This is a genomic window from Citrobacter sp. CK189 (assembly GCF_030333505.1).
Taxonomy (GTDB): Bacteria; Pseudomonadota; Gammaproteobacteria; order Enterobacterales; family Enterobacteriaceae; genus Citrobacter_B; species Citrobacter_B koseri.
On record NZ_JAOWFV010000035.1, the window covers coordinates 64,920 to 87,619 of the forward strand.

Annotated in this window: 21 protein-coding genes and 1 tRNA gene; 11 read left to right on the forward strand and 11 right to left on the reverse strand. The window is 53.5% G+C overall.

All coding sequences use genetic code 11. The annotated features are described in order from the left end of the window. Positions 1-160 precede the first annotated feature (160 nt). Positions 161-613: a macrodomain Ter protein MatP gene (matP, locus tag OGV83_RS04555; RefSeq protein ID WP_012132968.1), complete on the forward strand. Its 453-nt coding sequence runs from the start codon at positions 161-163 to the stop codon at positions 611-613. 74 nt (positions 614-687) lie between these two features. Here the strand turns inward: matP and ompA are convergent, their stop codons facing one another. Together ompA and sulA are read right to left on the reverse strand one after the other, a co-directional pair. After that, on the reverse strand, positions 688-1,734 hold the full coding sequence (ompA, locus tag OGV83_RS04560) for a porin OmpA (RefSeq protein WP_047463714.1): 1,047 nt from the start codon (positions 1,732-1,734) through the stop codon (positions 688-690). 355 nt (positions 1,735-2,089) lie between these two features. Continuing rightward, a complete protein-coding gene (gene sulA, locus OGV83_RS04565; RefSeq protein ID WP_012132966.1) occupies positions 2,090-2,599 on the reverse strand; it encodes an SOS-induced cell division inhibitor SulA in 510 nt (169 codons plus the stop codon). A gap of 216 nt (positions 2,600-2,815) precedes the next feature. On the opposite strand from sulA, the gene OGV83_RS04570 reads away from it, so the two are divergent. Then, entirely contained in the window at positions 2,816-3,439 is a 624-nt protein-coding gene (locus tag OGV83_RS04570) for a TfoX/Sxy family DNA transformation protein (RefSeq protein ID WP_153258378.1), read from the forward strand. Here OGV83_RS04570 and yccS read toward each other — a convergent pair. Continuing rightward, complete coding sequence (gene yccS, locus OGV83_RS04575; RefSeq protein WP_214318964.1) at positions 3,408-5,555, reverse strand: YccS family putative transporter; 2,148 nt, start codon at positions 5,553-5,555, stop codon at positions 3,408-3,410. The genes OGV83_RS04570 and yccS overlap by 32 nt on opposite strands. Before the next feature lie 18 nt (positions 5,556-5,573). Next, the gene (locus OGV83_RS04580) at positions 5,574-6,020 is read right to left on the reverse strand and encodes a YccF domain-containing protein (protein ID WP_012132963.1); all 447 of its coding nucleotides are present in this window, start codon (positions 6,018-6,020) and stop codon (positions 5,574-5,576) included. Between the two features lie 123 nt (positions 6,021-6,143). Between OGV83_RS04580 and helD the strand changes: the two genes are divergently transcribed. Continuing rightward, on the forward strand, positions 6,144-8,198 hold the full coding sequence (gene helD, locus OGV83_RS04585; protein ID WP_198448286.1) for a DNA helicase IV: 2,055 nt from the start codon (positions 6,144-6,146) through the stop codon (positions 8,196-8,198). A 31-nt stretch (positions 8,199-8,229) separates the two neighbouring features. Here helD and mgsA read toward each other — a convergent pair whose 3' ends face one another. After that, the gene (gene mgsA, locus OGV83_RS04590) at positions 8,230-8,688 is read right to left on the reverse strand and encodes a methylglyoxal synthase (protein WP_012132960.1); all 459 of its coding nucleotides are present in this window, start codon (positions 8,686-8,688) and stop codon (positions 8,230-8,232) included. Between the two features lie 115 nt (positions 8,689-8,803). Further along, positions 8,804-9,466, reverse strand: a complete 663-nt coding sequence (locus OGV83_RS04595) for a DUF2057 family protein (RefSeq protein WP_012132958.1) — start codon at positions 9,464-9,466, stop codon at positions 8,804-8,806. A 173-nt stretch (positions 9,467-9,639) separates the two neighbouring features. Between OGV83_RS04595 and OGV83_RS04600 the strand changes: the two genes are divergently transcribed. Then, positions 9,640-10,053, forward strand: a complete 414-nt coding sequence (locus OGV83_RS04600; RefSeq protein ID WP_024130466.1) for a CoA-binding protein — start codon at positions 9,640-9,642, stop codon at positions 10,051-10,053. Between the two features lie 63 nt (positions 10,054-10,116). Here OGV83_RS04600 and hspQ read toward each other — a convergent pair whose 3' ends face one another. Continuing rightward, a complete protein-coding gene (gene hspQ, locus OGV83_RS04605; RefSeq protein WP_012132956.1) occupies positions 10,117-10,434 on the reverse strand; it encodes a heat shock protein HspQ in 318 nt (105 codons plus the stop codon). Positions 10,435-10,491: 57 nt separating this feature from the next. After that, positions 10,492-11,682: a 23S rRNA (cytosine(1962)-C(5))-methyltransferase RlmI gene (gene rlmI, locus OGV83_RS04610; protein ID WP_049008455.1), complete on the reverse strand. Its 1,191-nt coding sequence runs from the start codon at positions 11,680-11,682 to the stop codon at positions 10,492-10,494. 94 nt (positions 11,683-11,776) lie between these two features. Here rlmI and yccX point away from each other — a divergent pair, with 94 nt between their 5' ends. Next, on the forward strand, positions 11,777-12,058 hold the full coding sequence (yccX, locus tag OGV83_RS04615; protein ID WP_012132954.1) for an acylphosphatase: 282 nt from the start codon (positions 11,777-11,779) through the stop codon (positions 12,056-12,058). On the opposite strand, the gene tusE is transcribed toward yccX, so the two are convergent. After that, on the reverse strand, positions 12,055-12,384 hold the full coding sequence (gene tusE, locus OGV83_RS04620; protein WP_286463196.1) for a sulfurtransferase TusE: 330 nt from the start codon (positions 12,382-12,384) through the stop codon (positions 12,055-12,057). The two genes, yccX and tusE, sit on opposite strands and share 4 nt — an antisense overlap. Positions 12,385-12,474: 90 nt before the next feature. After that, positions 12,475-13,134: an FtsH protease modulator YccA gene (gene yccA / locus OGV83_RS04625; RefSeq protein WP_012132952.1), complete on the reverse strand. Its 660-nt coding sequence runs from the start codon at positions 13,132-13,134 to the stop codon at positions 12,475-12,477. 370 nt (positions 13,135-13,504) lie between these two features. Here yccA and OGV83_RS04630 point away from each other — a divergent pair. Next, positions 13,505-13,592 (forward strand) — tRNA-Ser (locus OGV83_RS04630). Between the two features lie 135 nt (positions 13,593-13,727). Here the strand turns inward: OGV83_RS04630 and pgtP are convergent. Further along, positions 13,728-15,119 carry a phosphoglycerate transporter PgtP gene (pgtP, locus tag OGV83_RS04635; RefSeq protein WP_024130464.1) on the reverse strand — a complete coding sequence of 464 codons (1,392 nt, stop codon included), beginning with the start codon at positions 15,117-15,119 and terminating at the stop codon, positions 13,728-13,730. A gap of 394 nt (positions 15,120-15,513) precedes the next feature. Between pgtP and pgtC the strand changes: the two genes are divergently transcribed. From pgtC to OGV83_RS04660, 5 genes are all read left to right on the forward strand, one after another. Beyond that, the gene (gene pgtC / locus OGV83_RS04640) at positions 15,514-16,746 is read left to right on the forward strand and encodes a phosphoglycerate transport regulator PgtC (RefSeq protein WP_286463302.1); all 1,233 of its coding nucleotides are present in this window, start codon (positions 15,514-15,516) and stop codon (positions 16,744-16,746) included. An 11-nt stretch (positions 16,747-16,757) separates the two neighbouring features. Next, entirely contained in the window at positions 16,758-18,752 is a 1,995-nt protein-coding gene (gene pgtB / locus OGV83_RS04645) for a two-component system sensor histidine kinase PgtB (protein WP_464222912.1), read from the forward strand. After that, on the forward strand, positions 18,742-19,989 hold the full coding sequence (pgtA, locus tag OGV83_RS04650; protein WP_286463200.1) for a two-component system response regulator PgtA: 1,248 nt from the start codon (positions 18,742-18,744) through the stop codon (positions 19,987-19,989). Before pgtB ends, pgtA begins: the two co-directional genes overlap by 11 nt. A gap of 125 nt (positions 19,990-20,114) precedes the next feature. After that, positions 20,115-20,555, forward strand: a complete 441-nt coding sequence (locus OGV83_RS04655) for a DUF2946 domain-containing protein (RefSeq protein WP_101744361.1) — start codon at positions 20,115-20,117, stop codon at positions 20,553-20,555. A gap of 84 nt (positions 20,556-20,639) precedes the next feature. Beyond that, a complete protein-coding gene (locus OGV83_RS04660) occupies positions 20,640-22,694 on the forward strand; it encodes a TonB-dependent copper receptor (protein ID WP_012132943.1) in 2,055 nt (684 codons plus the stop codon). The last annotated feature ends 6 nt before the right edge of the window (positions 22,695-22,700 follow it).

Sequence of the window (22,700 nt, forward strand, 5' to 3'; positions counted from 1 at the left end):
AAAAACGCGATTATACCGTAACAGGCAACGCTGCACACGCGGAAAGCGAATGTAAACGTGCAGGACGACGCGTGAGAGTTCACAGGCTGGATATTCTTTTCTTCAGATGCCCAAAAAACTGATATTCTGATAGGAGTTACACGGTAACGTTGAGAGCGCAATGAAATATCAACAACTTGAAAACCTTGAAAGCGGCTGGAAATGGAAGTATCTGGTGAAGAAGCACCGCGAAGGGGAGTTGATTACCCGGTACGTGGAAGCCAGTGCTGCCAAAGAAGCCGTTGATTTGTTGCTAACCCTCGAAAATGAACCGGTTCGGGTAAATGCCTGGATTGAAGAGCATATGAATCCTGCGCTGTTAAACCGTATGAAGCAGACCATACGAGCACGGCGTAAACGACACTTTAATGCCGAGCATCAACATACGCGCAAGAAGTCTATCGATCTGGAGTTTATTGTCTGGCAGCGTCTGGCGGGACTCGCGCAGCGACGTGGCAAAACGCTTTCAGAAACGATTGTGCAGTTGATTGAGGATGCGGAACATAAAGAGAAATACGCCAGCAAGATGTCGACCCTGAAGCAGGATTTGCAGGCATTACTGGGGAAAGAGTAGCGGTTTGTTTCTTCTTTCTTCTGGTTTCAGACGAAAAAAACCCCGCAGTGCGGGGTTTTTTATTAGACGGGAACTTAAGCCTGCGGCTGAGTTACAACGTCTTTAACGCCTTTAACTTCGATCTCAACGCGACGATCCGGGGCCAGGCAGTCGATCAGTGCAGCGCGAGCTTTCACGTTGTCACAGGTGTTGCCAGTAACCGGGTTGGATTCGCCCATACCGCGTGCGGAGATTTTGTCAGCCGGGATACCTTTGGAGATCAGGTAATCAACAACAGACTGAGCACGTTTTTCGGACAGACCCTGGTTGTAAGCGTCGGAACCGATACGGTCAGTGAAGCCCAGAACCACGACGGAACCGTCTTTCGGGTCCAGGTTGCTCAGCTGGCTGTACATCTGATCCAGAGCCTGCTGGCCTTCTGGTTTCAGCGTTGCTTTGTTGAAGTTGAACAGAACGTCAGACTTCAGAGTGAAGTGCTTGGTCTGTACTTCTGGAGCCGGTGCCGGAGCTGGAGCAACCGGAGCTGCTTCTTCCTGCTGGCCGAAACGGTAGGAAACACCAACGCTCAGCAGGCCGTTATCTGGACGACCGCCAACGGTGTTTGCGTCGCCGATGTTGTTAGTCCACTGGTATTCCAGACGGGTAGCGATGTCACGCGTTACAGCGTACTCTACGCCACCAGCGAATACTGGGGAAACACCGGTATCGTGATCTTTGAAGCCAGTGTTGTTCTGAGCGTCTGCGCGCCAAACCATACCACCCAGACGGGTGTAGACATCCAGATCGTCAGTGATCGGATAACCCAGTTTAGCAGTCAGCTGAACGCCCTGAGCTTTGAATGCACCGTTTTGAGTGTTGCCTTTGTATGGCATACGACCTAACCAGTCGTAACCCATTTCAAAACCAACGTACGGGTTTACCTGATAACCACCGAACGCACCGGCACCCAGTTGGCTTTCATGGGTCGGGCCGTTGTTGTCGATCTGGTTGTTGCCAACATCATGGAACTGAGACCAGCCCAGTTTGGCACCAGTGTACCAGGTGTTATCTTTCGGAGCGGCCTGCGCTACGGTAGCGAAACCAGCCAGTGCCACTGCAATCGCGATAGCTGTCTTTTTCATTTTTTGCGCCTCGTTATCATCCAAAATACGCCATGAATATCTCCAACGAGATAACACGGTTAAATCCTTCACCGGGGGATCAGCTCAATAGTTACTCTACCGATATCTGCGGCTTATGCCGAGCACCCCTGGCGATGTAAAGTCTACAACGTAGTTGAAAACTTACAAGTGTGAACTCCGTCAGGCATATGAAAAAAAAAGGCTTGTATACATAATATTTAACATTTCCTGCTGAGAAATCGCTCAGCGAAAATCGCGGAAACCGCTTCTGACAAGCATTCACACACAAAAAGTATTAAGCTTCAGAGCAGATGAAAGAGCAGAAAAAAAATTCCAGGATAAATCCTAATTTCACTCAATGATATAAATTTGAGTGAATTTTTAGCCCGGAATGGTGTCTCGTGGCATGAGCGTGTGCGCTCACAGGACGCATGATAAATCCCATCGCATTTCCCTCATCTGCCGCTTGCGCAAGCCGGGTGTGTTCTTCTTCGCTAAGCTCATCCGCCAGCCAACCGATAACGACGCTGTAGTTGCCCGTCCGCAATGCGCGAATCATCGACTCCAGCGTATGACATGGAGAAAGTTGGCTGATCTGCATCACTTTTGTTAAAGGCAGCCCCGCAGATTGAACCCATTCCCGGCTCAGCTTTTGTTGCGGCGTCAGCCAGAGCTGCCAGCGTGATTGCTGACCTAATTGTTGCAGCAGCGGTAAAAGCAGTAATTGCGTCATCATGGGCTGGTCCTCGCGATAGACCACTTCGCTAATAAGCCCGGCGGTGGTGTTCTCTGAAGAGACGCGCGCAATGCTGCCCGCAGTGGAAGAGAACAACGAAGAACGATTTGCATAGCCTGAAGTGTACATAATCAATCCAGCCCTGTGAGTTACTGTATGGATATACAGTAACCCTGCCGCCAATAAAGATCAACCCTATTTTCGGAAACAGACTCGCAATTTTTATCTGTTGTCGCCGTAAAAATGAAATTCATCTTGCTCACTGAGAATAAGTTGCCTATTTTCGTCATTAACGGATCTGTTACTGCAAATCATTCTTTTACTTTATGATTTAAAAGGGATTTTATGAAATTACGTTCCTATGACAAGATCTATAAATCACAAGAATATTTAGCCTCTCTGGGCACGGTTCACTATCGTTCGCTGTTTGGTAGCTACAGCCTGACAATCGAGGATACGGTGTTTGCGATGGTGGCTGAGGGAGAACTATACCTGCGCGCCTGTGAGCAAAGCGTCGCGTACTGCGTGAAGCATTCCCCCGTCTGGTTAACATTTATGAAACGTGGCCGTCCCGTTATGTTGAATTATTACCGGGTGGATGAAAGCTTATGGCGCGATCAACAACAACTGGTGCTTTTATCTCAGTATTCGCTGGATGCTGCCATAAAAGAAAAACGTACCCGTTTTTCACAACGTCGATTGAAGAATCTGCCAAACGTGACGTTTCATCTGGAGAACCTTCTGCATGAGGCCGGAATTAATGATGAAAACACATTGCGAATACTCGGCGCAAAAATGTGTTGGCTGCGGCTAAGAGAGAGCAATAAGCTGCTGACGGTGAAAACTCTCTATGCGTTAGAAGGGGCAATCGCTGGCGTACATGAAGCGGCGCTCCCGGCGGTACGCCGCCAGGAGCTTGCTGAGTGGGCGCAGTCGCTTACGCCGGAGCGCCAGAAGGCGACGGCGTGATTTGCCGCTGTAAACGACCAATCTCAGGCAGTAATGCAATGAGCAGGCCGACTTGTTGCACCACCAGGGGTTCTTTACTGTCTGGTTTTGGCTCCAGGTGCTGAATCCGATCTTTCAGGCTTGCCAGCTCCTGGTGAACGCGCTGTTCATCGGCGGGTTGATGGTGAAGCGCATCATCGACATAACACACAGCATCATCCAGCAGCGCCAGAACATCCGGGTTGGTGAGCTGTTCGCGATGCGCGCCCAGAGCAGAGATATAGCTGGTAAAGGTATGATTGAGGCAGAGTAACCGAAACGCCGCCTCACGAGTTTCGGCAGTGACATCGGGTTCGCTGGACATATTCGACACCACCGAGGCCAGCTCGGCATCGCGGTTGTGGGCGTCACGGCGGGCAATGCGGTAGGCCAGCCGGTTATCCCGCCCCTGATGATACTGCTCAAGGATCGCGTCCAGGTAGCGGCAGTTCGCATCCGTGGCCCGTTGCAGGACACACGGCAGGTTACGAAAGCGCCAGTCGGGCCAGATAAAGCTGACGGCGGCCCACGCGATCGCACAGCCGATCAGCGTATCGATCACGCGCGGTAAGGCAACTTCGAAGCCTTCACCCAGCAGGTTAAAACAGAGTAGCACCAGCAGGGTGATGAACATCGTCGCATGGGCATACTGTACGTTTCGAAAAGCAAAAAACAGTACGCCGGTGATGACCAGCAGTATCAACTGGCCTTCAAGCGAGGGGACAAACCACAAGATTGGTATACCAATGGCGACGCCGACCAGCGTCCCGATGACCCTCAGCGCCAGCCGGTGCCGCGTGGCGTTATAGTTCGGCTGGCAGACGAACAGGCTGGTGAGCAGGATCCAGTAACCGTGAGTCATGCCGGTAATCTGGATCAGCGCGTAACCGACGCAGAGTACCAGCGACATACGCACCGCGTGGCGAAATAGCGCTGAATCGGGGGTGAAGTTACGGCTCAGACGTAGCCAGATATCACTGAACCCATGAGGACTGTCGTCGGCAAGCAGGTTTTCTGATTCGCTACGCGGCATTGCCTGCGCCTGCTCGGATTCAATTGTCGCCAGTTGCGCATCAATCGCCCGCAGATTGGACAACAAAAAGCCCAGTGTTTTGAGTAAGTCAGCGGATGCTCCAGCGGCGCGCATACGTTCGAGCGCCGCATCAATATGGGTAAACGCGCGCTCGAAGTGTGGATCATGCTGATAAGGCGTACGCAGTAATATACAGCGTGAGAGCTGCATACAGGCTTGCCCCTGCATCGACATCAGGCGCTGGAAACGGAACATCACGTCGCTGTGGCGGAAATGATCGCGCAGCGTCTGATACTGAATATGCGATGAGCTTGCACGCTCGTGAATATCCTGCGCGACAAAATAGTAGTGCAGCGTGCGACGGGTTCCCCGTTGCCCCCGGTCGCCGCGTAAGCGGGTAAGAAGAGAGACTTTCGTCTGATTCAGCGTCGCCATCAGTTGTCCGTTGGCCAGCGCTAAATCATACAGCGGCGCCTGGCTTTCATCCTCGATATCCGGGTCAAACAAGCGCGACTTCAACTCCAGGTAGCGTGCCAGCTGTTCGTAGCTGCGCGCCAGATTATCCTGTAAGGGGCGAATCGGGAAGAGCAGATGCCCGGTCAGCGTCAGCAGGTTGTACCATACGGCGCCAGCAAGGAGCAGAATGGGCTGTTGATACCACTGGTCGTAAAGCGAGGTGCCCAGCATCGTGTAAATAGCGATAAGCAGCGCCCCGAAAGCAATGGTGGCGTAACGCTGCCCTAAACCGCCGAGCAGAATAAATCCGCTGGTAGAGAGCGTTAATCCAATCGCGAACAGCCACGGCCAGGGAAAGAGCAATTCCACGGAAGCGGAGGCGATAAAAAAACAGATTAATGTGATGATTAAATTGCGCAGACGCCCGGTGAGACGATCATCCAGATCGGTCAGGGCGGCGGCGACCATACCGAGTGTTAACGGTATGGTGAGTTTGACATCGCCCAGCCACCAGGGCAGGGCCGTTGTGCCGCACAGCGCGATAAAAATGCGAACGTAATACAGCCAGGTGCTGTTCCAGGTATAGCGTTTGAGCAAGGGACTTAACATAAAGGCCATCAGTCCTGATTACTCAAAGCGGCGACGCGCACTGGCTTCACGCGCCGCGCGAGCTGTCTCTACGGAAACCACACGGCGTCCTACCGGCCAGAGCGCAATGGCGGCGATTTTAAAATTCGCGATGCCGACGGGAATGCCGATGATCGTAATGCATTGCGCAATGCCGGAGGCGATGTGCATCAGGCAGAGCCACCAGCCAAAGACGATCAGCCAGAAAACATTGAGTACCGTACCGCCGGTATTCAACAGCGTGCTTTTCCCTGCCGGGTTCAGCTCGTCGACATGAACGGCCTCATTGCCGTAGGGAAGCAGCGAAAGTTTTGTAATCTCCCAGCATGAGCGGGTTAACGGTAATGTGAAAATGAGCACGATGCTGACGAGCGTCGCCAGCAGCCAGGCCAGAGTGGTGGCAAAACCACCCAATACAAAATTTAAAATATTCAGAACAGTACGCATAAACCCTCGGCTAACTCTGGTTTTCTGTGATTGCAGGCAATTGTAACGTTTTTTTGGGCTGGAGCACGTTTTCTCTGGCGGTTACACTGACAAGAAATACTCTTCGTCTGGATTCGCTGAGTCATGGAACTGAAAGCAACTTCTCTTGGAAAACGTCTGGCGCAACACCCGTACGATCGGGCCGTTATTCTCAATGCCGGTATTAAAGTCTCGGGCGATCGCCACGAGTATCTTATTCCATTCAATCAGTTACTGGCTATTCATTGTAAACGGGGGCTGGTGTGGGGGGAGCTTGAGTTTGTCCTCCCGGATGACAAAGTGGTGCGTCTGCACGGTACTGAATGGGCAGAGACGCAGCGTTTTCATCACTACCTGGATGCGCACTGGCAGCGCTGGAGCCAGGAGATGAGCGAGGTGGCGGCCCGGGTTTTACAGGAACAACGGGATCTTATTGCCGAGCGAACCGGAGAAAAACGGTGGTTAACTCGCGAGCAAACGTCAGGATTACAGCAACACATTCGCCGCGCTTTTGCTGCGTTACCGCTGCCGGTTAATCGCCTGGAGGAGTTCGAGAACTGCCGCGATGCCTGGCGTAGCTGTCTGGCATGGTTGAACGATATCGAGGGATGCCGCCAGCAGCATAACCAGGCCTATACCGAGGTGATGCTGACGGAATATGCTGACTTCTTCCAGAACATTGAGTCCTCGCCGCTGAATCCGGCGCAGGCCAGAGCAGTGGTCAATGGTGAACATGCTTTGCTGGTGCTTGCGGGAGCCGGGAGCGGTAAGACGTCTGTGCTGGTCGCGCGCGCAGGCTGGCTGTTAGCCAGGGGGGAAGCGGCGGCTGAGCAAATTCTGCTGCTGGCCTTTGGCCGCAAGGCCGCAGAAGAGATGGACGAACGCATTCGTGAAAGATTGCATACGGACGCGATCGCCGCCCGTACGTTCCACGCCCTGGCGCTGCATATCATTCAGCAGGGGAGTAAGAAAGTCCCGACCATCAGCAAACTGGAAAACGACGCTGCCGCGCGACATAAACTGTTCATCAAAACCTGGCGTCAGCAGTGCAGCGAGAAAAAAGCGCAGGCGAAAGGGTGGCGGCAGTGGCTGGAAGAGGAAATGCAATGGCCGCTGCCTGAGGGCAATTTCTGGGATGATGAAAAGCTACAGCGCCGTCTGGCCTCCCGGCTGGACCGTTGGGTGAGCCTGATGCGAATGCATGGCGGCGCTCAGGCTGAGATGATCGCCAGTGCGCCTGAGGAGATTCGCGATCTGTTCAGTAAGCGCATCAAATTGATGGCGCCGTTGCTGAAAGCGTGGAAAGGCGCGCTGAAAGAGGAGAACGCCGTCGATTTCTCCGGGCTTATCCACCAGGCGATCGTTATCCTGGAAAAGGGGCGTTTTATCAGCCCCTGGAAGCATATTCTGGTGGACGAATTTCAGGATATCTCCCCGCAGCGTGCGGCGTTGCTGGCGGCGCTGCGCAAACAAAATTCGCATACCACGCTGTTTGCCGTTGGCGATGACTGGCAGGCGATTTACCGTTTCAGCGGGGCGCAGCTCTCTTTAACGACCGCGTTTCATCACTCTTTTGGCGAGGGCGATCGCTGTGACCTCGATACAACCTACCGTTTTAACGGGCGCATTGGCGAAATCGCCAATCGTTTTATCCAGCAAAACCCGCATCAGCTCAAAAAGCCGCTTAACAGTCTGACGGCGGGCGATAAGAAAGCGGTAACGTTACTGGATGAAAACCAGCTGGATGCCTTGCTGGATAAGCTTTCAGGATATGCGAAAGAGGATGAGCGCATTCTGGTGCTGGCGCGCTACCACCATCTGAAGCCAGCCAGTCTTGAAAAAGCGGCGACCCGCTGGCCTAAGCTGCAACTGGATTTTATGACCATCCATGCCAGTAAGGGCCAGCAGGCTGACTATGTGATTATTGTCGGGTTACAGGAAGGCAGTGATGGTTTCCCGGCGCCTGCGCGCGAGTCGATTATGGAAGAAGCATTATTGCCGCAGGTGGAGGATTTCCCGGATGCGGAAGAGCGGCGACTGCTGTATGTGGCGCTGACGCGCGCCCGGCATCGGGTCTGGTTGTTATTTAACAAAGAGAACCCGTCGCGCTTTGTGGACGATCTTAAGCATCTGGATGTGCCGGTGGCGAGGAAACCTTAAGAGCAGGCGGCTTGTGCCGCCTGTGGGAGCGTTATTTCAGGCGTTCAGCCAGGTAACGTTGATAATCCGGGATCAGGATATCCACGGCATCGTTAAAATGGGGAGACTGGACAATAAAGTCAGCCGTAGACGCGTTGGTGGCGACCGGAATGTTCCACACCGTAGCCAGACGCAGGAGCGCCTTCACATCTGGATCGTGCGGAACGGCATTGAGCGGGTCCCAGAAGAAAATCAGCACATCAATCTTCCCTTCAGAGATCAGGGCGCCGACCTGCTGATCGCCGCCCATCGGGCCGCTCAGCATCGCGTTAACGTTCATTCCCGTGGCGCGTTGAATTAAGTTTCCGGTTGTGCCTGTGGCATAAAGCTCGTGCTTTTCCAGCAGCGGCTGGTGGCGTTCCACCCAGCTCATTAACATCTGTTTGCAGTGGTCGTGCGCCACCAGAGCAATGTGTTTGCGCGCAGGCAAGGTGCGAGTCGTCAGTTCCATAGTTCAATTCCGTAGTTAACCTTGCTACAGAGTACTGGAAGCGCTTGACGCTGCAAGAGAAAGACGAAAAAAATGCGCGCCGACTCGTCATACTCGCCAGCGTCGACATAAAATGTCAGGAGGGCGGTTGTTTTTCCGCCCATTGCAGGAAGTTATTACGCGTTTGCGGATCGGCTTGTTTGAACCAGTATTTGAGTCGTTGCTCCGTGAGTGCCTGAGACTGCGGCGGAACGGCGTCCAGCTCAGAGATCCCGGAAAGCAGCGTGCTGTCATCGGCCATCATCGTGGCGAACTGCGGCAAGGAGGCGCGTTTATCGGCTTTGTTGTAGCGCTCGGTTTCGGTTTCGTAATCAATGATTTTGGCGGTCGAGGTGATTGCCAGAATATCCAGTTTGACCGGAATCGGCATTGCGTCGCCGTCCAGCAGTTCCAGACGCGGCGTGGTGGAAAAATGCGCGGCTTCTCGTTCGGTTTCCAGATGCGGAAGATGAAAATTGACCTGGCTGATGAGTTGCGTGTTAAAGCTGATCACCAGCGGGGGAGAAATGTAGAGTCGTTCCTCGTGGCTGGACAGGCGAATGGTCTTCTCAACGCGAAACACAAGCTGATGCGGGCCGTTGTCCAGTTCGATGCTGTCCGCGCCGCGCAGCAATGAACTGGAGACTTTTTTGCCGTCTAACACTAAAAGGTCAATGTCATTTGAAAGACGAAGGGTCGTGGCAAAGGCGGTTACCGGCAAATACAGAACGAATAACATGGTTATAATGCCGGTTTTCATAGGGTTCTCCTGTCCAAAAACCGCCCGGTTAATAATGTATCAAAATTTTTCGCTAATCATGTTTACTAACATATAGACATATTTTTAGCTTTTGCTCTCATACGTCCGTATGGGATGAATGGTTGCAATGTCAGGTTTGTCGTACACTTTGCAAAACAGCCTGGAGAAAGATGATGAAAGAGACCGATATCGCTGGCATTTTGACGTCCACGCGTACCATCGCGCTGGTGGGGGCAAGTGATAAGCCCGAGCGCCCAAGTTACCGTGTGATGAAATATTTACTCGACCAGGGCTACCACGTTATTCCTGTCTCGCCGAAGGTGGCCGGAACCACGTTGTTGGGGCAGAAAGGCTATGCGAAGCTGACGGACATACCGGAAAGGGTCGATATGGTTGATGTCTTCCGTAATTCAGAAGCCGCATGGGGCGTCGCGCAGGAAGCTATCGCCATTGGCGCGAAGACCTTATGGATGCAACTGGGCGTAATTAATGAGCAGGCCGCCGTGCTGGCGCGAAATGCGGGATTGAAAGTCGTGATGGATCGCTGTCCGGCAATAGAGATTCCGCGTTTAGGGCTGGCGAAATAAGGGCTCAGACATAGCGTGTAAGCCCGATAAGCGTCGTCGCGCTATCGGGCATTTTACGTTGAATCAGTTGCGCAGACGCGGCGCTTGCAGCTGTTTGCGAATAGTGCGCGCCAGTTCATCCATCGAGGGTTGCTCGGGATGCTCATCTTGCGTTTCACTGCTTAACTGGGCTTCAGCCAGATAGGTATGTACAGGCTGGCCTTCATCATCTTCCATCACCACGTGATACCAGGGAGCGGCGCGAAGTTCGTCGTTAACCGCCAGCTCATCAGGTGACGGTTCATCAAGCGAATATTCCGGGTCGATATCCACGACCACTCCGAGGTAACCTAACAGGGAATGGCGGACCTGCTGGCCGATACCGAATTTGCTGGCAATCATAGTCACCTCCCGGGAAATAGATACTCTCAATATGAGGGTAACATTCCACTTTTCAAGTTACATGACGCGACAGGCAAACCCTTTCAGATACAGCCCTTCCGGGTAGGTAGCGATCACCGGATGATCGGCAGCCTGACGGAACTGCTCTATAAATTGTACATCACGACCGGCATCTATTGCGGCATCTGCAATGATTTTCTGAAATAAATCTGTGGTCATCAGGCCGGAACAGGAGAACGTCAACAGCACGCCGCCCGGATTCAACAACTGGATAGCCAGCATGTTGATATCTTTATAGCCGCGACAGGCCCCCATCAGTTGGCTTTTATTTTCGACGAACTTCGGTGGGTCCATCACGATGACGTCGAATTTCTCTCCACGATCGCGATAGGTGCGCAGCAGTTTGAACACATCGTCACGCACAAACTCGGCTTTGCTCAGATCCAGTTTGTTCAGTTCAACGTTTTGCTTCGCGATATCCAGCGCTTCCTGCGATGTATCAACGCTCACCACCTGACGGCAACCGCCCATCAGTGCCGACACGGCAAAACCGCCGGTATAGGAGAAGCAGTTCAGCACGCGCTGGTTTTCCACATAGCGACGCGTCGCCAGGCGGCTGTCACGCTGATCGAGGTAATAGCCTGTCTTATGACCCCCCTGAATATCCACCAGCAGCTTCATGCCATGCTCTTCAATGGGCAGCAGGGCAGGCGGCAGTTCGCCGGTGACGGGCCCCTGGGTGAGTTCCATCCCCTCTTTTTTACGCACGGCGACGTCGCTGCGGTCGTAGATCGCACATTCGGGATACTGCGTTTGCAATGCGCTGATCAGCGCGGCGCGTTGATATTCCGCGCCTGCGCTCAATAGTTGCAGAACCAGGAAGTTACCGAAGCGGTCGATAGTGATGCCCGGCAAACCATCGGATTCACCGGCGATCAAACGGTAGCTGTCCAGCCCGTCTTTTTTCGCCAGCCAGTCGCGCCACTGTTGCGCCTGGTGCAGACGACGAGTGAAGAACGCAATGTCGATGGATTCCGCCTGATCGAATGTCCAGACGCGTGCACGGATTTGCGAGGCGGGAGAATAGGCGCCGCGCGCTAACCATTTACCCTGATGGTCAACAATATCGATGGTTTCACCGAGGCTGGCTTTACCTTCCATTCGGGCTACGGCACCGGAAAAGACCCACGGATGGCGACGAAGTAAAGATTTTTCGCGCCCTTTGGCTAACACTAAACGTACACTCATAATTTGCTATTCTGTCGAATCAAAGAAATGGGCGCCATTGTCCTGAGTTTTGCGAGGATTTGCAACGCGCCCCGCGATGATAAGGAGCACAACAATGTCGAAAGTTTGCATAATCGCCTGGGTACACGGTCGGGTTCAGGGCGTTGGTTTTCGCTATACCACGCAGCATGAGGCGCAGCGTCTGGGGCTGACTGGCTATGCGCGCAATCTGGATGATGGAAGCGTGGAGGTGGTGGCCTGTGGCGAAAGTGAACAGGTGGACAAACTGATGAAGTGGCTGAAGGATGGTGGGCCACGTAGCGCCAGGGTAGACAGGGTTCTGAGTGAGCCACATCGCCCTGGCGAGGAGTTAACAGGTTTCCGTATCCGCTATTAAATACATTTCACCGGTTTAGGCAGGCCAGCAATCTTCGTTGCCTGCTTTGCCGGGCCTTTCGGAAACAGGCGATACAGGTAGCGGCTGTTGCCTTTTTCTTCGCCAAACTTATTCGCCATTGCTTTCACCAGCATACGGATGGCCGGAGACGTATTAAACTCCAGGTAGAAATCACGCACAAAACGCACCACTTCCCAGTGTTCAGGAGAGAGGGTAATACCTTCCTTTTCAGCAATCGCGACTGCCAGAGGCTCGCTCCATTCCGCAGTCTCTCTTAAATAGCCTTCGCTATCCGTACTGATTTCTTTGCCTTCAAAGATCAACATAAATTCTTCACAGCGTTAGTCAAACTGGCGTCAGTTTACCAAAAAACAAAGCCCCGCATAAGCGGGGCCTGGTTAATGCGTTCTTATATCTTAATCGCGGCTGGCGAAGCCCAGAATGCTCAGCAGGCTGACGAAGATATTGTACAGCGAGACATACAGGCTGACCGTTGCGCGAATGTAGTTCGTCTCACCGCCACGGATGATGTTGCTGGTCTCGAACAGGATTGCCCCGGAAGAGATCAGGATAAACACCGCGCTGATGGCCAGATGCAGCGCAGGCAGTTGCAGGAAGATATTCGCAACCATGCCAATCAGCACCACAACGATACCCGCCATCAGCATACCGCCCAGGAAGGACATATCTTTACGCGTTGTCAGTACATAAGCGGAGCAGCAGAAGAAGACCAGTGCCGTACCGCCCAGCGCCATGCCGATAACATCGCCCATACCCGCTGAGAGGTAGGCGTTGAGAATCGGGCCAAGAATGTAGCCCAGGAAGCCGGTAAAGGCGAACGCCGACAGGATACCGGTGGGTTTATTCGCCGTTTTATAGGTCAGGAACATCAGACCGTACATGCCTACCAGCGTCAGAATGAGACCCGGAGACGGCAGCATCAGTACCGTACTGGCGGTGGCGGTGATCGCAGAGAACGCCAGCGTCAGGCTCAGCAGGAAATAGGTATTGCGCAGCACTTTATGGGTGCTGAGTAGCGATGTGCGGTCGCGTGAAGAAGTAATAATACGATCCATGAGTCACTCTCTTATGACAGATGTAGTTAGCGAAAGAGGATAATAAAACCGCTGATAATCACACAGCGGTTTTACCCATCTTTACGCATTTGATCTCTAACAGGTTAAGCATGTTATTTCAGGCGTTGTCGCGAAACTCACCCGACATAAAACGTGACGGGGGAGAAGAGGCGGCAGTAAAGGTTGATGATGAGCGCATAATAAAAGAGGCGCAACGGAACATTTGCCGCCGGGCCTCTTTTTTATGCTGAATAAATGGTCAATTTGTTGTTATTTCAGGCTATTAACAGCTTTTTGACTGTTTTTCAGGCAAACGAACACATTCGGGCTTTACACGGCGCATCGGGATGTTTATAGTGCGCCTCATTCAGGAAGTGTGGCCGAGCGGTTGAAGGCACCGGTCTTGAAAACCGGCGACCCGAAAGGGTTCCAGAGTTCGAATCTCTGCGCTTCCGCCAGATTAAACAAGGGGTTACCGAAAGGTAGCCCCTTTGTTTTTATGGCGAAGAATATCGTATCCCGCTTCTTTCAGATCATGTCGAACCCCGGATAACAAAAGCTATCCGGGGTTTTCTTTTCCCTGGTGTGGGCGATTATTGTGCGTCGGCCAGTGTTAAAGAGGCGTCTTCCTGCTGAGTGTTCTTACGCTGTTGCTCAAGTTCCAGCGCGCCGCGATGAGAGAGATAGCAGAACAGAATGCAGCAGACGATCCCGCCCATCAGCAGATAGAAACCGCCGTGCCAGCCCATTTTATCCACCATTACGCCAAACAGGCTGGTACCTAACGAGGCGCCAAAGATGTAGCTCATAAATCCGCGTAAGCCAACGGCTGAACCTACGGCAAAGCTGGGAACAATTTCCATCGTCTGGACGGAGGCCAGAAACTGCGGGACGTAAATCAGGCAGCCAACAATCGCCGCGAAAACCGTCACCATCAGCAGAGATTCACTTTTCCAGTAACCGATCAGGCAGACGAAGATCAGCGCCATACAGATCATGGCTAACGGCATCCGACGCCCTTTGAACAGTTTGTCGGAGAGCCAGCCGGCCAGCAGGGTAGAAGGAATGGCCGCCCATTCAAAAAACAGGAAGGCAACGCTCATCTGTTCCTTGGAAAAATGTTTCACCGTCAGCAGGTAGATAGGCAACCAGCTGATCATGCCGAAGCGCACCATATAGACGAACACGTCCACAAGGGAGACATACCAGGCGTTTTTGTTACGCAGCACGTACGTGCAGAAGATCTGGAATGCGCTCATGTTCTCCGGCGCTTTTACGGCGTGTCTGGTCTTTAGCACCACTTTCTCTTCCGGCATCATCTCTTCCAGCGCAGGCAGGCCCTCCTCACGCGGCGAGCCTTTACCAAGCAGCAGTACAATCAGGGCGAAAACCACCGCCACGCAGGCCGGAACAATGTAGCTGGCGCTCTGCCAGTGTTCACTGCCGAGGATTGCAAACGCGGCACCTACGATCGGGGCGACAATCCCGCCGCCAACGTTATGCGAAATGTTCCAGAACGCCCCCACACGTCCACGCTCCCGACGCGGGAACCAGTTAGCGATAGTGATAAAAGAGGGGCCGACGCCCATCCCCTGAAACAGGCCGTTCAGGACAACCAGCGCAGCGAAGATCCAGAATGCGGTACTGAACCCCAATCCGACGTTTACGATAGCGCACAGCACCAGGCCGCAGGCCATAAAGACTTTCGGGCTGGCTTTATCTGCGAGGCTGCTCATGACGCCTTTGCTGATTCCGTACGCAATGAGCATACAACTGCTGAGCAAACCGATCTGCGTGGCGCTCAGGTCTAACTGTTCTTTCAGGTAAGGCGTGGATAATGTGAAGTTATTGCGCACAATATAGTACGCCAGATAGCCCAGAAATACGCTAAGCAGCGCCTGCATACGGTATCGACCATAAGTTGCCTGAATTTTCTCAGCAGGAACTTTATTCGCCGATGGCCCTGTTTTAAATATTGATAACATGTCGTCACCTGTATTTTATATTGGTATGAACATCAGGAGTATTCGGCATGAAGAGTGAAATAAGCGGCGATGAAACTCAAGTGGATGAAATGTGTCAAAATTGACTCAAAATGATGAATTGAAAGGTTATTTTCGACACGTTTTGAATGAGTGAAATGCGGCGTAATTAATCAGACGCTGAATTTATGTCTGGCTTGTGCGGATATTAACAAATTCCACATTCATTATCTGGTAATCTTTGCTGGTATTTTCGGATGCCAGCACGAATATTTTTACGATAGTGGTTATTCATCCGCTAATCGTCACAAACGGGTAAGTTTTGTCTCAACGTTATTTTTTCGATATCTCAATATTTATGAACGGGATCACAAACATGTTTCTTCGTCGGGGCGGGATGGTTCGCAAAACGTTCGCGTTGCTGCTGCTGACCGCGTTGTTCAGACCCTGTGCGGCGCAAAGCAATGAACTGGTGATGGCGACAACATTTTCCCCCAGCGCCACCGCGTGGATTATCCAGCGCTGGCAGACGGAGCCGGGGTCGGTGATGATTCGCACGCTCAATCGCACCAGCGCCTCGCTGGAACAGTTGCTTGATACGGCAAATGCGGAAAACGTTGATCTGATTCTGACCTCGTCGCCGATGTTGCTTCAGCATCTTCAGGAACATCAAAAACTGGCGCCGTTCAACGGTGCGCCGTCAGTCAGTCAACATCTGGTGCCGGAATCGATCCGTTCAACCTCCGTTGCCGTGGCTATATCGGGATTCGGTTTGCTGATTAATCGCTCGGCGCTGACTGCACGGCATCTGCCTTCGCCAACGGACTGGGACGACCTGACCGATCCCAGATATCAGGGGGCGCTGCTGATGAGCAGCCCATCGCGCTCGGATACCAACCACCTGATGGTGGAGGCGCTGTTGCAACAAAAAGGCTGGGCGCAGGGATGGGAAACGTTGTTGGCGAGTGCGGGAAACCTCGTGACGATTTCATCACGCAGCTTTGGCGTGGCGGATAAAATAAAAAGCGGGCTGGGCGTGGCTGGCCCGGTGATTGATAACTATGCCAATCTGTTGCTGAACGATCCTCATCTGGCCTTTACCTACTTTCCGCAGTCGGCCGTTTCGCCCACCTATGTCGCGGTACTCAAAAACAGCCAGCATGCCAGCGAAGCGCGGCGTTTTATTCGCTATCTGCTAAGCCTGGAAGGGCAGCGGATCCTCGCTGACGCCAATACGGGGAAATATCCGGTTACGCCGCTGGCGGCAGGAAACCCACGGGCAGCGCAACAGGCGGTGCTGATGAATCAACCGCCGTTAAATTATCGGTTGATCCTGAAACGTCAGCGTCTGGTTCAGCGTATGTTTGATACGGCAATCAGCTTTCGTCTCGCCCAGTTGAAAGATGCCTGGCGAGCGCTGCACAGCGCGGAAGCCCGTCTTAAGCGTCCGTTGCCTGAAATACGCGCGCTGTTAACCCGAGTGCCGGTCGATCCGGCAAGCAGTGAAGATGAAGCCTGGCTGGCGCAGTTCGACAATAAGAGCTTTGCTGAGCAGCAAATGATGGAGTGGCAGATCTGGTTTCTCAACAACCAGCGTCAGGCGATCAATAAACTGGAAGAACTGAAATGAAGGGCGGGTCAATGCTGCAACGTCTGCGGCAAATCAGCATCAGCAGCAGTTTACGGGGCGCTTTCCTGATGGGCGCGCTGCTGACGCTGATAGTCAGCAGCGTCAGCCTCTATTCATGGCATGAGCAAAGCTCGCAAATACGCTATTCGCTGGATGAGTATTTTCCCCGCATCCATTCTGCTTTTCTGATTGAAGGGAATCTCAATCTGGTGGTGGATCAGTTGAATGAGTTTTTGCTGGCGCCGAACACTACGGTGCGCCTGCAACTGCGCAACCAGATTATTCAGCATCTGGATAAAATCGAGCGGCTGAGCCAGGGGCTGTCACCCGCAGAACGCCAGCAGCTGGCGGTGATTTTGCAGGACAGCCGCGCGCTGCTGGCGGAACTGGATCGCGTGCTCTACAACATGTTTCTGGTACGTGAAAAGGTGGGTGAGCTGTCTGCGCGTATTGACTGGCTGCACGACGATTTCACCACCGAACTGAATTCTCTGGTGCAGGATTTCACCTGGCAACAGGGAACGCTGCTGGATCAGATTGAAGCCCGGCAAGGCGATGCGGCGCAGTACCTGAAACGCTCCCGTGAAGTACAGAACGAGCAGCAGCAGGTCTATACGCTGGCGCGCATCGAGAATCAAATTGTTGACGACCTGCGCGACAGGCTCAATGAACTGAAGTCTGGAAATGATGATGGCATGCTGGTTGAGACGCATATCCGCTATCTCGAAAACCTGAAAAAAACGGCGGATGAAAATATTCGTGTGCTGAATGACTGGCCGAGCACGATCACCCTGCGACAAACCATTGATGAGCTGCTGGAAATCGGCATGGTGAAAAATAAAATGCCGGACACCATGCGCGACTATGTCGCCGCGCAAAAAGCGTTAGTGGATGCCAGCCGCGCCAGAGAAGCGACGCTGGGGCGCTTCAGGACGCTGCTTGAGGCCCAGCTTGGCAGCAGTCACCAGCAAATGCAGATGTTTAATCAGCGTATGGAGCAGATTGTCCGCGTTAGCGGCGGGTTGATTCTGGTGGCGACGCTGCTGGCGCTGCTGCTGGCGTGGGTGTTGAACCATTATTTTATCCGTTCGCGGCTGGTGAAACGCTTTACCGCGCTGAATCAGGCGGTGGTGCAGATTGGTTTAGGGCGGACGGATGCCACGATTCCGGTGTATGGGCGGGATGAGCTGGGGCGTATTGCGGGTTTGCTTCGCCACACGCTGGGTCAGCTTAACGCGCAAAAACAGCAACTTGAGCAGGAGATCGCCGAGCGAAAAGCGATTGAGGCCGATCTGCGCGCCACCCAGGACGAGCTGATCCAGACGGCAAAACTGGCGGTGGTCGGGCAGACGATGACCACGCTGGCGCATGAGATCAACCAGCCGCTGAATGCGCTGTCGATGTATCTGTTTACGGCGGGGCGGGCGATTGAACAGGGGCAGACGGAACAGGCGCGAATGACGTTAAGCAAAGCGGAAGGGCTGATTAACCGCATTGACGCGATTATCCGCTCGCTGCGCCAGTTTACCCGTCGTGCTGAACTGGAAACGCCGCTGCATCCGGTTGATTTGCGTCAGACGTTTACGGCGGCGTGGGAACTGCTGGCGATGCGCCATAAGCCTCAGCAGGGGGCGCTCGCGATACCGGATGAAACCGTTTGGGTCAGCGGTGATGAAGTACGCATCCAGCAGGTGCTGGTGAACGTGCTGGCGAATGCGCTCGACGCCTGCCCGAACGCGGCGGCAATTACGGTGAGCTGGCAAATTCAGGGCGACACGCTGTGCGTGTTGATTGCCGACAATGGCCCCGGCTGGCCTGCGGCCTTGCTACCCTCATTACTGAAGCCGTTTACGACCAGTAAAGATGTGGGGCTGGGCATTGGGCTTTCGATTTGTGTTTCGCTGATGACGCAAATGGAAGGCGCGTTGCGCCTGGCGTCCACGTTGACGCGAAATGCCTGCGTGGTGCTGCAATTCAATGTGACGGATGTAAAAGATGTTGAGTAATGAATGTTCGATTCTGCTGATTGATGATGATGCCGATGTGCTTGATGCCTATACACAACTGCTTGAGCAGGCGGGCTATCGCGTCTGTGTCTGCAATAATCCCTTTGATGCGCGGGAGTGGGTGCAGAAGGACTGGCCCGGTATCGTGTTGAGTGATGTCTGCATGCCTGGCTGCTCCGGCATCGATTTGATGACGCTGTTTCATCAGGATGACGAGCAACTGCCGATTCTGCTTATCACCGGACATGGCGACGTGCCTATGGCGGTGGATGCGGTGAAAAAAGGAGCCTGGGATTTCCTGCAAAAGCCGGTAGACCCGGGCAAGTTACTCTCGCTGGTTGAGGCGGCGTTACGCCATAGGCAATCGGTGATAGCGCGTCGCCAGTACTGCCAGCAGAAGTTGCAGGTTGAGCTAATTGGGCGCAGCCAATGGACGCATCAGTATCGTCAGCGCTTACAGCAACTGGCAGAAACGGATATTGCGGTCTGGCTTTACGGTGAACCGGGAACCGGCCGCATGACCGGCGCGCGCTATTTGCACCAGCTGGGGCGTAACGCCGGGGGCCCCTTTATTTACTGCGAACTGACCCCTGCCAGTGCCCAAAAACTTAATGAGCTTATCGCGCAGGTTCAGGGCGGGACGCTGGTATTAAGTCACCCTGAGAATCTGACCCGTGAACAGCAGCATCAACTGGTGCAGTTGCAGAGTCTGGAGCGGCGGCCTTTTCGCCTGATCGGTATCGGCAACACTTCGCTGGTGGAACTGGCGGCCAGCAACCAGATTGTGGCGGAGCTTTATTACTGTTTCGCTATGACGCAAATCGCCTGTCAGCCCTTGTCACAGCGACCTGATGATATCGGGCCGTTGTTCCATCACTATTTGCAGAAAGCCTGTCAACGGCTGAATCATCCGGTGCCGGAGGTGGATAACGACCTGCTGAAGGGGATGATGCGCCGGGTGTGGCCGAACAACGTCCGTGAACTGGCGAACGCCGCCGAACTGTTTGCCGTGGGGGTATTGCCGCTCGCGGAAACGGCGAATCCACAGATGCATGTCGGTGAGCCGACGCCGCTTGACCAGCGGGTTGAAGACGTTGAACGGCAGATCATCACCGAAGCGCTGAATATCCATCAGGGGCGCATTAACGAAGTGGCAGAGTACCTGCAAATTCCCCGTAAAAAGCTCTATCTCAGAATGAAGAAATATGGCCTGAGTAAAGAGCACTATAAGTTTTAGCGCAGGTCAGGGGAGCGAGATGTGATGTGTGGGGCTATGAATCACCTGTTCCCCTGTAATTAGTTGTGATATTGCGAATGTAAATCAGTTACAATCTGACAAACACCTCAACTCCGGGTAACGTTTTGCACGGGCGAACGCGAATCAACCGAATAACAGCATGGCTGGCATTATTTGCCGTCGCCATGTTGTTTATTGCGCCCGTTATTTCAAAATCAATTGCCCGCCAGGCCGACTGTGAGCACTCGTCGCACTCAATGGTGATGATGTCGTCAGGCTCGCACCATGACATGGCGGCTTCTGCGCCGTGTGAGACTTCTCTTTCGGTCGCTCACCAGATGATGTCCGGCAAAGCGATGTCGCCCGTGGAAGAGATCGTCTGCGGGTACTGCCAGTTGCTGGTACATCTGCCGTTTGTCCAGTTTGCGCTGGTGTTCTTGCTCTGGCTGTTGCTGCTGTTTGTTATCTGTTGTTCGGTACGGCCATTACACCTTTCCGTTATCTTCCGCCCGTGGGCGCCTCAGCGCGCTCGCGCGCCGCCTGCTGTATTTCCGTTTTCGTTTTAAACAATAAAAAAACAGACATTGCGTAGCGTTTTGCCCTTTTGACGGGCAATGCGTCGTTGCGCCTGAAAAACAGTAAGGAATGTTATGAAACGGCAATACTTCGGGCTTACTCCTCTGGCCTCTCTGGTTCTGATCGCGCTGACCGCAAAGGCGGCGTGGGCAAGCGAACAGCACGATCATGCAAAAATGGCGGATGATTCGGTAATGATTGTGACCGCGCCGGTCGCTTCTCCGCTGGAAATCGTCACGTCGCCAAAAACGCCTCGTCAGCCCGTTCCCGCCAGCGATGGCTCTGATTATCTGAAAACGATCCCTGGGTTCTCGCAAATTCGCAATGGCGGGACAAACGGCGATCCGGTCTTTCGCGGGATGTTTGGCTCTCGTCTGCGAATTTTGACCGATAACGGCGAAATGCCGGGAGCCTGCCCGGCACGTATGGATGCGCCGAGTTCTTATATCTCCCCGGAAAGTTTTGATGTGCTGACCCTGATAAAGGGGCCGGAAACTGTGCTCTGGGGGCCGGGTAACTCTGCGGGAACCCTCCGCTTTGACCGGGAACAGCCGCGTTTTGATAAACCCGGTATTCAGGGGACGGCCAGCGTCCTTGCCGCCTCGAATAACCGCTGGGATGAAAATGCGGACATCAGTCTGGGAAGTGAGGACGGCTATTTGCGGCTTATTGGCAACAAATCCCGGGCGGGTGACTACAAAGATGGCAATGGCGATCGCGTGCCGTCGAAATGGGATAAATGGAACGGCGATATGGCGCTGGGCTGGACGCCAGACAAAGACACGCTGCTGGAAATGACGGCGGGTAAAGGCGACGGTGAAGCCCGCTATGCCGGGCGCAGTATGGACGGCTCCCGCTTCAGGCGTGAAAGCCTGGGGATGCGGTTTGAAAAATCCGGCATCGGCGAGGTATTTGATAAGTTAGAAGCGAATATCTACTACAACTATGCGAATCACGTTATGGATAACTACTCGCTGCGCGCTCCCGGCATGAATATGTCAGGAAGCATGGGTTCGGCGATGGGTTCGGCAATGGAACACGGTTCTGCCATGCATTCGATGAGTATGCCAATGGCAATGCAGCTGGATCGCCGTACCGTTGGCGGGCGGATGATGGGAACGTGGTTGTGGTCAGACTATGAGTTACGCAGCGGCGTTGATACGCAACTGAGCACGCATCGCAGTAAAGACGATGACCGCTGGGACAAAGACGCCCGTTTTCACGACTATGGTTTATTCAGTGAATTGACCTGGCTTGCGACGGAGCAAAGCAAAGTGACAGGCGGCGCGCGTCTTGATCGCGTGCTGGTGGACAATTTCACTGACACCGGCTCCTCGCAGCGCACGGATCTACTACCGGCCGGGTTTGTGCGCGTTGAGCATAATCTGGCGGAGATGCCCGTGATGTTTTACGCGGGGATCGGCTATACCGAGCGTTTCCCCGACTACTGGGAGCTTTTTTCTCCCACCTATGGCCCTGGCGGGTCGGCAGATGTTTTCGATAACGTCAAAACGGAAAAGACGACTCAGCTTGATATTGGCGCGCAGTATACTGGTAAGCGTCTTAACGGCTGGGTTTCTGCCTATATTGGCCGGGTTAATGATTTTATTCTGTTCCGTTACGACCCTCATCATCCCCGTATAAGTCAGGTTGATAACGTCAATGCGACCATCATGGGGGGAGAAGCGGGCATCGGCTATCAATTGACCGAAACATGGAAAACCGATGCCAGCCTTGCTTATTCCTGGGGGCGAAATACCGACGACCATCAGCCATTGCCGCAGATTCCACCGCTTGAAGCGCGCCTGGGTCTGACATGGGAGCGCGGCGACTGGAGCAGTACCGGTCTGCTGCGTCTGGTCAGCAGCCAGCATCGTGTCGCAATTAACGAAGGGAACGTCGTGGGTAAAGATTTTGATAGCAGCGCGGGGTTCGCCATATTCTCCGCGAATGCGGCCTACCGGCTGAACAAGTCTGTGAAACTCAGCGCGGGCGTTGATAATCTGTTTGATAAAGCCTACAGCGAACATCTGAACCTTGCCGGTAACAGCAGCTTTGGTTACTCCGCGAATACGTCGGTGAATGAACCGGGAAGAACATTCTGGGGAAAAGTGAACGTGACGTTTTGATAGCCT

Coding starts and splice junctions, on each gene's coding strand:
- matP (WP_012132968.1), top strand. CDS start 161: ATGAAATATCAACAACTTGAAAACCTTGAAAGCGGCTGGAAATGGAAG.
- ompA (WP_047463714.1), bottom strand. CDS start 1,734: ATGAAAAAGACAGCTATCGCGATTGCAGTGGCACTGGCTGGTTTCGCT.
- sulA (WP_012132966.1), bottom strand. CDS start 2,599: ATGTACACTTCAGGCTATGCAAATCGTTCTTCGTTGTTCTCTTCCACT.
- OGV83_RS04570 (WP_153258378.1), top strand. CDS start 2,816: ATGAAATTACGTTCCTATGACAAGATCTATAAATCACAAGAATATTTA.
- yccS (WP_214318964.1), bottom strand. CDS start 5,555: ATGTTAAGTCCCTTGCTCAAACGCTATACCTGGAACAGCACCTGGCTG.
- OGV83_RS04580 (WP_012132963.1), bottom strand. CDS start 6,020: ATGCGTACTGTTCTGAATATTTTAAATTTTGTATTGGGTGGTTTTGCC.
- helD (WP_198448286.1), top strand. CDS start 6,144: ATGGAACTGAAAGCAACTTCTCTTGGAAAACGTCTGGCGCAACACCCG.
- mgsA (WP_012132960.1), bottom strand. CDS start 8,688: ATGGAACTGACGACTCGCACCTTGCCTGCGCGCAAACACATTGCTCTG.
- OGV83_RS04595 (WP_012132958.1), bottom strand. CDS start 9,466: ATGAAAACCGGCATTATAACCATGTTATTCGTTCTGTATTTGCCGGTA.
- OGV83_RS04600 (WP_024130466.1), top strand. CDS start 9,640: ATGAAAGAGACCGATATCGCTGGCATTTTGACGTCCACGCGTACCATC.
- hspQ (WP_012132956.1), bottom strand. CDS start 10,434: ATGATTGCCAGCAAATTCGGTATCGGCCAGCAGGTCCGCCATTCCCTG.
- rlmI (WP_049008455.1), bottom strand. CDS start 11,682: ATGAGTGTACGTTTAGTGTTAGCCAAAGGGCGCGAAAAATCTTTACTT.
- yccX (WP_012132954.1), top strand. CDS start 11,777: ATGTCGAAAGTTTGCATAATCGCCTGGGTACACGGTCGGGTTCAGGGC.
- tusE (WP_286463196.1), bottom strand. CDS start 12,384: ATGTTGATCTTTGAAGGCAAAGAAATCAGTACGGATAGCGAAGGCTAT.
- yccA (WP_012132952.1), bottom strand. CDS start 13,134: ATGGATCGTATTATTACTTCTTCACGCGACCGCACATCGCTACTCAGC.
- pgtP (WP_024130464.1), bottom strand. CDS start 15,119: ATGTTATCAATATTTAAAACAGGGCCATCGGCGAATAAAGTTCCTGCT.
- pgtC (WP_286463302.1), top strand. CDS start 15,514: ATGGTTCGCAAAACGTTCGCGTTGCTGCTGCTGACCGCGTTGTTCAGA.
- pgtB (WP_464222912.1), top strand. CDS start 16,758: ATGCTGCAACGTCTGCGGCAAATCAGCATCAGCAGCAGTTTACGGGGC.
- pgtA (WP_286463200.1), top strand. CDS start 18,742: ATGTTGAGTAATGAATGTTCGATTCTGCTGATTGATGATGATGCCGAT.
- OGV83_RS04660 (WP_012132943.1), top strand. CDS start 20,640: ATGAAACGGCAATACTTCGGGCTTACTCCTCTGGCCTCTCTGGTTCTG.